Here is a 12944-nt window from a genome sequence, read left to right as displayed (position 1 = left end):
ATTACTTAATCGTGTTTTCCGTTAAAATAATCCATCCATTTTCCTTGCACTTTCATCACTTGCTCGATAACGTCTCTCGCAGCGCCACGTCCGCCTTTTACATGTGAGATATAGCGGCATAGTGTTTTAATTTCCGGACTAGCATCTTGCGGACAAGTTGGAAGTCCAACTAATTTCATTACATGAAAATCAGGGATATCGTCTCCCATATACAACACATTTTCGGGTTTAATATTGTTGCTTTCGCAGTAAGCTTTAAAAGTTTTTACTTTATCCGGAGTTCCTAAATGAATGTCATTAACGCCCAAATTGCGCAAACGTACACGTACACCTTCATTGCTTCCGCCAGAAATAATGCATACATGGTAACCACTTTCAATAGCCGCTTTCATTGCATAACCATCACGAATGTTCATTGTTCTTAACATTTCGCCTTCATTGGTTACAAAAACAGAACCATCTGTAAGTACGCCATCTACATCAAAAACAAACGTTGTGATGTCATTCATTATTTCTTTATAACTTTTTCCCATTATGCTGTATAGATTGTGTTAGGATTTTATAGATATTTTTTTTGTTTTCGTCTTGTAAAAAGGCCATATGCGCATTGGTTGTGTTAGAATCATGGCGTATCGCTGGGCCTGTTTGTGCATCAATAGGATCGAGTGTATTGATTTTATCTGCCGTTTCCTGAATTAAAGGCTTTAAAACAGCAAAAGGAACTTGGTTTTCTTCGCAGATTTCGTGCCCCATTTGGTACAAGTGATTCGTAAAATTGCTTACAAATACGGCAGCAACATGAAGTGCCTTGCGCTGTTCTGAACTTATAGAATAAACCGCAGTTGAAACACTTTTTGCAATGGTTTCTAAAAGTTTGAAATCGGCTGTATTTTCTGCTTCCAAACAGAATGGAACAACAGAATAATCTAATTCTTTATTTTTAGAAAATGTCTGAAGCGGATAAAAAACACCTCGTCTGTTTTTAGGATCTAAAAGTTCAATGGAAGATGTTCCAGAAGTATGAACCACCAATTGATTGTTAAACGGAAGCTGTTCTGAAACTTCTGTAATGGCATTATCTGAAACTGAAATAATATGCAAATCAGTAGGTTCTAATGCTTGAAAATCGGTTACAATCTTTTCAGAATCAATAAGATGAAGTAAGGCTTCTTTCTTTCGTGAAAAAACCTGCTTAATTTCAACAATTTTGCTGGCAGAAAAAGCCTTTATCAAATGCTGTGCAACATTGCCGGAACCGATTATTGTTATCTGAATCATGAAAGCAAAATTAGTATTATTTTTTTTAATGCGGGAGACTATTGAATATTGATAATGCTTTTTTGAAATTTTTATTGTCTTCTGGTTTTGGTTAGAATTCTAACACTTTTTAGCTAAAAACAATTATTCAAAAAAAGCACATCTGTTTTGTAGGTTTAAACTTTCCTTATTACCAATTCGTTTAAAAAATAGTCCTTATTTTTGGTTTTTATTAACAAAAGGCAAAGCCTGCTAATCAACATTTTTAAGTACTTTTGTCGCACTTTTATACAATGTAATTCCTAAGAAATGGATAAAAAAATATTCTCTTTTTTGTTTTCTACACGATTAATGGCCGTTCTTTTTTTAACATTCGCAATTGCAATGGGTATTGGAACTTTTATCGAAAGTAAATACAATACCGATACGGCTAGAATACTAATTTACAATACTTGGTGGTTTGAGGCAATTATGGCCATCTTTATGCTTAATTTCTTCGGAAATATCAAAAGATATCAATTGCATAAAAAAGAAAAATGGGCAACTCTTTTATTGCACCTTGCTTTTGTTTTTATCCTTTTAGGAGCTTTTATTACAAGATATATTAGTTACGAAGGAATGATGCCAATTCGCGAAGGCGCGGCAGAAAACCAAGTATATTCAGATAAAACCTTTTTAACCATTTTTGCTGATGGTGAATATAAAGGGGAAATGAAAAGAAGGGTTTTTGAAAAAAGCCTTTTACTTTCTCCTGTTACCAATAATGACTTTAGCATTTCAGGAAAATTTGACGAAACTCCTTTTGAAGTTACCTATTCGAACTATATCATGGGAGCAAAAGAAGTGGTTAAGCCAGATCCAAACGGAACTTTATACCTTAAATTAGTTGAAGCTGGAGCGGGTGGACGTGAAGAACATTACCTGAAAGAAGGTGAAGTTCAGAACATTCACAATGTTTTATTTGCTTTAAATAAGCAGACAGACGGTGCCATTAACATCAATACAACTGGAAAAGAATATACAATCCAGACTCCTTTTGAGGGTGAATTTATGAGAATGGCTGATCAATTTAAAGGAAAAGTTACAAAAGATAATGTGCAGCCTTTAATGATGCGTTCATTATACAGCATTGGAGATATTAGAATTGTATTTCCAGAGCCTCCATTGAAAGGAAAAGTGGATTACGAATCTAATAATGATTTCAAAGCAAAATCTCATTCTGATGCCTTAGTCGTTAAAGTAAAAGCAGAAGGACAGGAAAAAGAAGTAATGGTTTTTGGTAATAAAGGCCAAGTTGGCGAAGCTAAAACGGTTAAAATTGGCAATATAGAATATTCTATTTTCTTTGGAAGTAAAGCTTATGTCTTGCCATTTAAAATTCGTTTGAACGATTTTATTGCTGAGAAATATCCTGGAACAGAAAAAAGTTATTCTTCATACAAAAGTAAAGTAACCGTTCAGGATTCTACAGAAACTTTTGATGCCGATATTTTTATGAATCACGTTTTAGATTATAAAGGTTTCCGTTTCTTCCAATCTTCATTTGATCCAGACGAAAAAGGAACTGTTTTATCTGTAAACCACGATTTCTGGGGAACGAATATTACTTATTTTGGTTATTTTCTATTATACATTGGTTTAATGGCAATTATGTTTACGAAACATTCTCGTTTTGGTGATTTGAAAAAGAAATTAGAAGCCATTCAGAAGAAAAAAGAAAAGCTAATTACTATTTTAGTTTTATTGATTAGTTTGAACGGATTTGCACAGCAAACCCCTCATGTTCATTCACACGATCATGATCATGACCATGAGCATACGGCAGATTCAAATGATCATGCCAATCACGTTACGGCTCCGCCAAGCAAGAAACAGTTAGATTCTTTATTGAATATTTACAAAGCGCCAGAAGCGCACGCAGCAAAATTTGGTCGTTTGATTATTCAGGATGCTGGAGGTAGAATGAAGCCAATTAATACGTTTTCATCAGAATTACTTCGTAAAGTAAGTCATAGTGATAAGTATAACGAAATGAATTCTGATCAGGTTTTCTTATCTATGACGCAATATGCGCAGGTTTGGATTCAAGTTCCATTGATTTATATTAAATCTGGAAATGATAGTATTCGTAAAATTATCGGAATTGATTCTAAAGATCAATATGCACCGTTCGTAAAATTCTTTGATGAACAAGGAAATTATAAATTATCTCCTTATTTAGATGCAGCTTACAAAGCAGCAAATCCGAATAATTTTGAGAAAGATTTTGTTGAGACTGATAAAAAAGTAAACTTAATGGAATCGGCATTAAGCGGAAGTATTTTAAGAATCTTCCCAATTCCAAATGATCCAAACCACAAATGGGTTTCTTATTTAGAGCGTGAAAGTGCTGGTTTTAAAGGAATGGATTCTACTTACGTAAAACAAATTCTTCCGTTATATTTTAGTGCTTTAAATAACGGTTCTATCGAAAAAAACTTCGATACAGCAGATAATTTAGTAGAAAGCATCAATGGTTTTCAAAAGAAATTTGGAGCTAAAGTAAGACCAAGTGAGCAAAAAATCGATGCAGAGATTGCTTACAATAAGTATGATGTATTTAAAGTTTTGCCTTACTGGTATATTACAGTAGCTATTTTGATGTTAATATTTACGATTTTAAATATTTTCTTTGAGAAAAAATGGCTTCGTGTTACCGTAAACGTTTTCCACGTTATGGTGGGATTATTGTTTGCACTTCATACGGTAGGATTAATTGCACGCTGGTATATTTCTGGACACGCACCTTGGAGTAACGCGTACGAATCTATTGTATATGTGGCTTGGGCAACTATGTTCTTCGGACTTGCTTTTGATAGAAAATCTAAATTAACAGTTGCTTCATCTGCATTTGTTACAGCAATGATTTTGATGGCTGCTTACATGAACTGGATTGACCCTGAAATTGCAAATTTACAGCCGGTGCTTAATTCTTACTGGTTAATGATTCACGTTGCAGTAATCGTTGCTAGTTACGGCCCATTTGCATTAGGAATGATTTTAGGTTTTGTTGGTCTTGTATTGATTTTCTTTACAACTGAGAAAAACAAAACTAAAATGGACTTACATATTAAAGAAATAAGCTATATCAATGAAATGGCCTTAACAATTGGTCTTATTATGTTGACTATTGGAAACTTCCTTGGCGGACAATGGGCAAATGAAAGCTGGGGACGTTACTGGGGATGGGATCCAAAAGAAACTTGGGCTTTAATTTCAATTATGGTTTATGCCTTTGTTATTCACGCTCGTTTTGTACCTGCGCTAAGAGGAAAATGGTTCTTTAACTTAATGAGTATGTTTGCTTTTATTTCGATCTTATTTACTTATTATGGAGTGAATTTTCACTTAGTTGGTCTGCATTCTTATGCAAGCGGAGAAGCACATTCATTAAACTGGGTATATTATTTACTAATTGCCATTAGTATAATTGGAGCAATTACGTATCCAAAATATCATAAATACTACAAAACTAAAAAAGTAAAGAAATAAATAATTTACAATAATTATTAATTCATAAAAAAGGCTCAACATCATGTTGGGCCTTTTTTTTATTTCTAATCTGAAAATTTACCTGACAGAAGAAGTACAATAGCAGTTAGTATTAAAAAGCAAAACAAAAAGATAAGATGACTTAATATGGATAAGAAAAATGCTTTTGTTTTAGATATTTTATTGAAGAACTGAATGTTGGTCCAAAAGATTAAAACAATACCAATAATATACATGGTATAAGTATACTGCTGTATGTGTGAAGTATGATTGAAAAAAATTAACGCTGGTATTGTTAGTAGCTGTACAGAAATTCTTTGTGCAGCTTTGAAAGTATTAAGCACAAAAAGTTCCACAAAATTATAACCTTGTTTTCTAAAAACGAGATACGTACCAATAGTATAAATAGGAATGGAAGCTACTGTTACCCATGAGAAATGGGTCGCGAACCATTCGTTTAAATAATCAGAATCTATGTTTGGACTCTTTACCGAATCAAAAGTATTAATGTGAAAATAATGATATAAAACCCCATAAAGCGTCGCAAGAACCACAACCAGTGATAAAGGCTTAAAATGACGAACTCTTTTTCCTTCTATAAATTCGCGGATAGAATGGCCTGGCCTTGTAAACAATTGCTTCAGAGAATACAAAATGCCTTTATCAAAATGCAATAAACCGTGTTGAATGTCGTGCCACAAAAAATGAATATTTATTTTGTGTGTTTCTGCAGGCTGACCGCAATTATTGCAATAATGACCTGTAAAGATCTGATGGCAATTTTTACACATTATTTCCATTTCAGTTTCATATTTGGTTTATGAATTACTTTTTTACTTTCTTATGATTCCACTAGGATACATAATTGCCAATAAAACTATTATGAGCAGAAAATTATATTCAACACCGTTTCTTCCTCCGCCTACAACAAACCAGCCTTCTTTAAAATGCACTAGAATGATTCCCATTATAAGAACAAAAATGGTTACAAAACCCGCAAGTTTAACGTATTTGTTTGCTAACAAAAGTACCGCCGCTAAAACATGAGATAATTTGATGCTCCAAGCTAGAAACACGCCATAAGGAGCAAAACCAATTTGATTTAGAAAAAGATTTCCAAAATCATTAATACCATTATTAAACATTCCGAAAACGGAATGGGTCAAGAGGATAATGGCCGTAGCAATTCTTAAGAGCAAGGTTGAATTCATAAATTGGTTTTTGGTGAATTTAAAAGTAATAAAAAAAAACGCATATTACTCTGAATATGCGTTTTAGCTTTTTATGAAAAGTAAGTTTTAAACTTTTCCTAAAGTATAAAGCTGTTCCATTGTTGGTGTTGGACTTCCGCCAGCTGGCTCCAAAGTAATTCCAAAAGCCTCAGCCGAATCGGTTTGGCTTACAGCAAAGATTTTTTGTTTATTTCCTTCAAAATCATCCAGTAAACCAATACTTGTTGGCGTAAGAACAGGACTTAGCTTTAAAGACCAAACCTGATAAACCATTCCTTTTGGAGGATCTGGTAAACCTGCGGCATCAATATAAGTTGTTTTAGTCTGCTTATTCCAGTATACTTTTGCAAAAGAAGCTGGAGAAACGGCCTGACCGCCAAGAGTAACTCCAGTATTTTTAATATCTCTCACAATGCTTAGATTTTTTTCAGTTTGTTTATTCTGCTGATCTAAGAAAGCATATTCGCGCTGAATTTTATTTTTTTCATTGCCAACAGTCGAGATTGCTTCTTTAGTTTTTGTTAATTCTAAAGTCTGATATCCTAAACCTAGCAATAATAATACTGCAGCGGCCCAACCCACATATTGAGCCCAGTTTGAAGTCGGTTTCAGTTCGACTACTTTTCCGTGCTTAAGCTCCAGACGAGCTTTAATTTTTTCAAAATTTTCCACAGAATGGAAAGGAGAGAAGCTCGACGAAAGTGCAATTATAGCTTTTTCTATCGAAATGATTTCTTGATCAACTTCGGGTGACTTTTTTGCTAGTTCTGCTATTTCTAAATTTTCTTTTTCGCTCAGTAAGCCATAAACGTATAGCTCTAAAATTCCTGATTCTATATATTCTTGTGCTTCCATTATACTTTCAAATAATTACGTAAATCGTTAATACAGTTTCTGTTTTGTGTCTTGATAGTCCCCAGTGGCAGTGCCAATTCTTCTGAAGCTTCTTGCTGGGTATATCCTTTAAAGAATAATAGGTTAATTATTTCGATACATTTTGGTTTCAGTTTCTTTACGAATTCTTGAATTCCAATTGCATCGAGTTTGTGGCTTAATTTATTACTCTCATCTAACAGATTTACGAAATTATCTGAGGAAAGGTTTTTTTGCGTGTTATTATAGTCTTTAGAACGAAGTTTATCGATCGATGTGTTTCTGGCAATATTAATGATCCAGGTGTAAAAACGACCTTTACTTTCATTATAAGAATCGATGTTTTTCCAAATTTTGACAAAAACATCTTGCAGAACATCTTCTGCTTCTTCTCGATTTTTGATTAGGACATGAATGACAGAAAACAAGCTTTTTGAATACATATCGTACAAATGGGTAAAAGCTTTTTCGTCCTTTTTGTAAATTAAAACTAGCAGTTCTTCTTGACTCATAGATTAGAAATTTTAAGTTTAAACATTAGAAATTGAAGCATTATATGTTAACCTGTTATAAAGTTAAATTATTTTTCTCTCACTTTTATATTTTTTTTAATAGCGAAAAACCTAAGAAAATAAAGGCTTCAAGAAAAAAATGCATTTTTTTTTCATTTTTTTAAAACCAAAAACAATCCAATTTCGTAAATGTATTTATAAGGCCAGAAAAATCTTAATAGAGTCATAGAAAATCGAAAAACTGTTGTTATAATAGCATTATAGACATATGGATAGCAAAATAATAGTCAGAATATTAATAGTTGGATTAACAACAGTTTTGACACTGATCAGTTTTTCTGAAAGTGAATTTTTAAAAGATGCTTTAACGAGCTTTATTAGTATAAGAATTGATAACGAAATAGTTTAAAAATATTAAATAGTTGATGCACTCGGACTTCCAAAAAAAGAAGATTTTTTTAATAGGTCATTCGACAATTTTAGGATTTAAGTTTTCATCATACAAGCCAATAAGAGATTTTTTTTAAAGACGTTTGACATATGGGGGTTGAAGAAATTTTCGACATAACCGAGTGTCATCAACTATAATTTATAAAAGATTACATAATAATTAATTCATGGTTTGATTTGTTTGTATGGGGGGAAGCCTAACGTCTGATTAACGTTAGGCTTCAATTTTTTATTTAACTTTTGATTGGCAAAAATTATAGACTTAAAATAGTTTTTGTGAAATGGATTTTAGCTAATTTTATAAAAAATTATCAGATGAAAAAAATAATATTAATGCTATTTGGAGCAGCTCTTTTGTCAGCAACAGGATTAAATGCTCAAACTAATACAAACAAATTATCTAAAAAAGATAAAGCCATGGCTAAAGAAACAATTTATCAATTTAAAGTAGAAGATTTATCAGGAGATACTTTTGACTTTGCTTCTTTAAAAGGCAAAAAAGTCATGATTGTTAATACAGCTTCAAAATGCGGTTTAACTCCGCAATACAAAGATTTAGAAGCGGTTTACAAAGAATATAAAGATAAAGGTTTTGTAATTGTTGGATTTCCAGCAAATAATTTTGCATCACAAGAGCCTGGAACGGCTAAAGAAATCGAAACATTCTGCCAGCAGAATTACGGTGTAACTTTCCCGATGATGAACAAGGTTTCTGTTAAAGGAAGTGATATGTGTGAAGTGTATAAATTCTTAACCGAGAAATCTAGAAATGGATTGCAAGATTCTGAAGTAGAATGGAATTTTCAAAAATACCTAATCAACGAAAAAGGGGAATTGGTTAAAGTAATTAAACCAAAAACTTTAGTTACAGAACCTGAAGTTATTAATTGGATTAAAAGCTAAAAAGCATAAAAAAAAACTCAAATTTGAAAATTTCAAATTTGAGTTTTTTTTTTAGTTTCAAAGGGACAAAGATACAAAGGAACAGAGTTTTTAAATACTTTGCGTACTTTGCGGTTAATAAAACAAAAACTTTAAGTTCCAAAGATACAAAGGCAAAGGAACAGAGTTTTTAAATACTTTGCGAACCTTGCGTAATGCTTCGCGAACTTTGCGGTTAAACTAAAATAAGTTGCATAAAAACCAAGTCCAGCCAATGGTCAAATTTGTAGCCAACTTCACGAATCGTGCCCGTAGCGATAAATCCAAATTTTTCATGAAAAGCAATACTTCCTGCATTATCAGCATCAATTGCGCCAATCATAACATGATAACCTTGTTCTTTTGCTAAACAAATTAATTCTGTCAAAAGTTTAGAACCAATTCCTTTTCCTATAACATTGTCCACTACATAGACAGAATGTTCTACGGTATATTGATAGCCTATTTTCTCTCTAAATTGCCCATAACTTCCAAAACCAACTACTTCGCCATCTAAATCGGCTACAATTACAGGAAGATTTTTAGCTTTTTTATCTTCAAACCATTTGGTCTGAACTTCCAAAGTTTGAATCTCGTAGCTATAATTAGCGGTTGTATGTAAAATAGAGTGATTTACAATTTCTAGAATCTTTTGTAAATCGTTTGTGGTTGCAGGTCTTAAAATAATGCTCATTGGTAATTATTGTGATTTATTTGGTATTCAGTTCAGCCAATAGAACATCTACTTCTTTAGAGTTCCAATCCATTTCTTTAGCAATGGCTTTGGCATTTTTGGCGTATTCCAAAGCTTTTTTCTTATTCTTTATTTTATTGTAAAGCTTAGCTTCGAGTAAGTTTCCGTCGTAGGAATCATTTAATTCTAAAGAGCGATCCACCCAAGAAATAGCCTTTTTTAAACTTTCAGTGTCTTTAATATGTTTAAAGTAAGTATTTCCGATGTCCTTTAAAAAACTAGCATCGTTCCAAACTAGTTTCTGAGTATCTTCAAGAGTAACTTTTTTATAGAAATTCCACTTTTCAGTTCTTTCTGCTAATGTCAAATCGTATTTAAAAACCAAAGAATCTGTTTTTTGCAATCGGATAGATTTGGCAATTTCCCTTTGTTTATAATAGTTTACCGTATCTAAATTATCAACCAAAGGACGAAGCAATTCATTTACAATACTTTCAATTTTACGGTCAACGCGATTTTGAGATGCTACAGCAGCAAATTCCTTCTGATGGTCTAAAACAAACTGAAATTCTCTAGATTTAATATCCGTAACACCGTTGGCTATAACTCTCCAGTTTAATTCGCTAACCAATTGATTATCCGTTTGAGTATTCAAATATACGTGAGTTGGTATTGATAACTCAGTTCTGTCTTTTCCTTTTTTTAGAGTATTTAAATACGTGAAGAATTTATCAGAATTGCTTGGATCAGCAAGAAACTCCTTTTCTAAATATGGTAATTGCATTTTCGGATTTAAAGCATAACGCAATTCATTTTGAAACTCCGCTTTTTTCATTTCTCCTTTCAGAGCATAAATTAGCGTTTCATTGCCGTCAAGAAATAAAAAAGTAGGAAGTGATTTTGTATTGAATTTATTCTTTAAAGCAATTCCTTCTTCTTTTTCAATATTTTTATACGTGCATACATAATTTTTATTCAAAAAATCAATAATAGCGGGATCGCTTAAAACTTCGGTTTTCATTAAATTACAATGCGGACACCAATCGGCATAAAGCATTACAAAAAGTGGTTTTCCTTCTTTTTTTGCATTTTCTAAAGCTGTTTTGTACGGAACATCAACAGGAACAAATTGATTCTGAGAAGTTATGGTTTGAAAAGTAACAGATAAAAAAAGTATAAATAAGAAACGCATAATAAGGCTGGCTTTTATTAATTATTCGATTTTACAAATATATCCCCTTTTTTGAGAAAGAGCCTTAATATATTCCTAATTATAATATAAATCAAGTGCGAAGTTTGTAACTTTGTAAGCAAGAGAAAGAAAGATTAAATAAGGATTTTTCTTTGAAAAAAGTAATACACGACCGGAATGATTTACCCCAAAATAGCGCTTGCACAAAGCATTATCGAAATTTTATCTGCCAAAGGCATTGTTAATATTATAATTTCTCCAGGATCTAGAAATGCACCGTTAACTATCGGATTTGCTCAAAATTCAAATTTTACCTGTTATAGTATTGCAGACGAGCGATGTGCCGCTTTTTTTGCTCTAGGAATTGCACAGCAAACTAAACAGCCAACTGCAATTGTTTGTACTTCAGGATCGGCTTTATTGAATTATTATCCCGCTTTCGCGGAAGCGTTTTACAGCCAAATTCCTTTAATTGTAATCTCTGCCGATCGTCCGCAAAGTAAAATTGATATTGGTGACGGACAAACGATTCGTCAAGAAAATGTTTTCTCTAATCATTCCGTTTTTAATGCAAATTTGACCGAAGATGCTTCAGAAGAAAATGATTTGAAAATCAATTTGGCCATTGAAACGGCAATTCAAAAGAAAGGACCAGTTCATATTAACGCGCCTTTTGAAGAACCTTTATACGAAACAACAGAAGAGCTTTCTGTACAGCCCAAAATTACAAATCCCGAGCCAGAAGCTTTTCCTTTAGCAATAGAAAATAGCGACGAAATAGTTTCTATTTGGAATACTGCAAAGCGAAAATTAATCTTAGTAGGAGTTAACGAAGCAAATGCAATTGATCAAGAAGTTATTGAAAATTTAGCTTCAGATCCGTCAATTGTTGTACTGACAGAAACAACATCAAATTTACATCATCCTAGTTTTATCAATTCAATAGATACTTTAATTACTCCTTTTGATGATTTTGATTTTAAGAAGTTTAACCCTGAAGTTTTAATCACTTTTGGAGGAATGGTTGTCTCAAAAAGAATCAAAGGATTTTTAAGAAAATACAAACCAGAACACCATTGGCATATTGATACTTTAAGAGCGTATGATACATTTGGAGCATTGACAAAACATTTTGAGATGCAGCCCAATGATTTCTTTAAAAACCTGCTTTCAAAAACCTCTTTTGTAAAAAGCAATTATTTTAAAAATGTAGATGCCGTTTACCAAACGAGATTAGAGAGAAGAAAAGAATATTTAAGTAAAATTGATTTTTCTGATTTTAAAGTTTTCGAAAAAGTAATAGAATCACTTCCTAAAAATAGTTTGTTGCAAATTAGCAACAGTTCTGCAATTCGCTATGCGCAATTAATCGATATTGATAGTTCTATTGAGGTTTTCTGTAATCGCGGAACAAGCGGAATTGATGGAAGCACTTCTACAGCAATTGGTGCAGCGGTTGGAAATAAAAAGCAAACTGTTTTTGTTACTGGAGACATTAGTTTCTTGTACGATAGCAATGCTTTATGGAATTCATACATTCCAAAAAACTTCAAAATTATTCTAATAAATAATGGAGGAGGAGGAATCTTTAGAATTTTGCCCGGACATGAAGAAAAACCTGTTTTCAATACGTATTTTGAAACCTCTCATAATCTTACAGCGGAGCATTTGGCTAAGATGTATAATTTTAATTATTATGCAGCAAAAGACAATGAATCTTTAGAAAGCGGAATCAAATCCTTATATGGTTCAGATGATGCACCAGCAATTTTGGAAGTATTTACGCCAACATTGGAGAATGATCAGATTTTAAAGCAGTATTTTAAATACCTATATTGATTTTTTGAAAGAAAAATTTTGTTAAAATTATTGATTTATTGCTTCTTTAGCTATAGATTTGGCGCATTATTCACCAAATACATTCATAGTTATGAGCAAGAGAGAAGAATTAATTACAAAGTACACTGCTGATTTAAAAGAGAAATGCGGTATTACAGCTGATGTAGATTTATTAACAAAAGTCACAATTGCTTGTGGCCCATCTATTTATAATGATGATGCCTCTACAGTAGCTTCTTCGCAACAATCAGAATTGGATACTGTAAAAAACAACTTTCTAATTAAGAAATTAGGTTTAAGTAGTGGTCCAGATTTAGACAAAGGAATTGATGCCGTTATGGAAAAATATGGAAAATCTAATAAACACAAATATAGAGCTGTTGTTTATTATTTACTGACTGTACATTTTAAGAAAGAAAGCATCTTCAAGTAATTAAGTTTGA

Annotated in this window: 12 protein-coding genes; 4 read left to right on the top strand and 8 right to left on the bottom strand. The window is 32.4% G+C overall.

Annotation, left to right across the window (positions count from 1 at the left end; genetic code table 11):
* Positions 1-5: 5 nt before the first annotated feature.
* Both SOM12_RS22050 and SOM12_RS22045 read right to left on the bottom strand, forming a co-directional pair.
* Positions 6-533: a KdsC family phosphatase gene (locus SOM12_RS22050; protein WP_248726888.1), complete on the bottom strand. Its 528-nt coding sequence runs from the start codon at positions 531-533 to the stop codon at positions 6-8.
* On the bottom strand, positions 517-1278 hold the full coding sequence (locus SOM12_RS22045; protein ID WP_095931167.1) for a Rossmann-like and DUF2520 domain-containing protein: 762 nt from the start codon (positions 1276-1278) through the stop codon (positions 517-519). Before SOM12_RS22045 ends, SOM12_RS22050 begins: the two co-directional genes overlap by 17 nt.
* A gap of 288 nt (positions 1279-1566) precedes the next feature.
* Between SOM12_RS22045 and ccsA the strand changes: the two genes are divergently transcribed.
* A complete protein-coding gene (ccsA, locus tag SOM12_RS22040) occupies positions 1567-4788 on the top strand; it encodes a cytochrome c biogenesis protein CcsA (RefSeq protein ID WP_320495501.1) in 3222 nt (1073 codons plus the stop codon).
* Positions 4789-4853: 65 nt separating this feature from the next.
* On the opposite strand, the gene SOM12_RS22035 is transcribed toward ccsA, so the two are convergent.
* The 4 genes from SOM12_RS22035 to SOM12_RS22020 all read right to left on the bottom strand — a co-directional run bounded on the left by SOM12_RS22035 (position 4854) and on the right by SOM12_RS22020 (position 7405).
* A complete protein-coding gene (locus tag SOM12_RS22035; RefSeq protein ID WP_320495499.1) occupies positions 4854-5588 on the bottom strand; it encodes a DUF3667 domain-containing protein in 735 nt (244 codons plus the stop codon).
* Between the two features lie 33 nt (positions 5589-5621).
* Positions 5622-5999, bottom strand: a complete 378-nt coding sequence (locus SOM12_RS22030; RefSeq protein WP_320495498.1) for a DoxX family protein — start codon at positions 5997-5999, stop codon at positions 5622-5624.
* Between the two features lie 87 nt (positions 6000-6086).
* On the bottom strand, positions 6087-6875 hold the full coding sequence (locus SOM12_RS22025) for an anti-sigma factor (RefSeq protein ID WP_320495497.1): 789 nt from the start codon (positions 6873-6875) through the stop codon (positions 6087-6089).
* Complete coding sequence (locus tag SOM12_RS22020) at positions 6875-7405, bottom strand: RNA polymerase sigma factor (RefSeq protein ID WP_095931172.1); 531 nt, start codon at positions 7403-7405, stop codon at positions 6875-6877. The genes SOM12_RS22025 and SOM12_RS22020 overlap by 1 nt, the downstream gene beginning before the upstream one ends.
* A gap of 765 nt (positions 7406-8170) precedes the next feature.
* On the opposite strand from SOM12_RS22020, the gene SOM12_RS22015 reads away from it, so the two are divergent.
* Entirely contained in the window at positions 8171-8758 is a 588-nt protein-coding gene (locus SOM12_RS22015) for a glutathione peroxidase (RefSeq protein ID WP_095931242.1), read from the top strand.
* Between the two features lie 214 nt (positions 8759-8972).
* Here SOM12_RS22015 and SOM12_RS22010 read toward each other — a convergent pair whose 3' ends face one another.
* The gene (locus tag SOM12_RS22010; RefSeq protein ID WP_320495496.1) at positions 8973-9470 is read right to left on the bottom strand and encodes an N-acetyltransferase family protein; all 498 of its coding nucleotides are present in this window, start codon (positions 9468-9470) and stop codon (positions 8973-8975) included.
* A gap of 16 nt (positions 9471-9486) precedes the next feature.
* The gene (locus SOM12_RS22005; protein ID WP_095931174.1) at positions 9487-10662 is read right to left on the bottom strand and encodes a thioredoxin family protein; all 1176 of its coding nucleotides are present in this window, start codon (positions 10660-10662) and stop codon (positions 9487-9489) included.
* A gap of 177 nt (positions 10663-10839) precedes the next feature.
* On the opposite strand from SOM12_RS22005, the gene menD reads away from it, so the two are divergent.
* Both menD and SOM12_RS21995 read left to right on the top strand, forming a co-directional pair.
* Positions 10840-12501: a 2-succinyl-5-enolpyruvyl-6-hydroxy-3-cyclohexene-1-carboxylic-acid synthase gene (gene menD, locus SOM12_RS22000; RefSeq protein ID WP_320495495.1), complete on the top strand. Its 1662-nt coding sequence runs from the start codon at positions 10840-10842 to the stop codon at positions 12499-12501.
* Between the two features lie 91 nt (positions 12502-12592).
* Positions 12593-12934 carry a DUF2853 family protein gene (locus tag SOM12_RS21995; protein ID WP_320495494.1) on the top strand — a complete coding sequence of 114 codons (342 nt, stop codon included), beginning with the start codon at positions 12593-12595 and terminating at the stop codon, positions 12932-12934.
* Positions 12935-12944 lie beyond the last annotated feature (10 nt).

This window comes from Flavobacterium sp. CFBP9031, assembly GCF_034044945.1.
Taxonomy (GTDB): Bacteria; Bacteroidota; Bacteroidia; order Flavobacteriales; family Flavobacteriaceae; genus Flavobacterium.
Note: the sequence above shows the minus strand (reverse complement) of the source record. Positions and strands in the feature narration are given on the sequence as shown.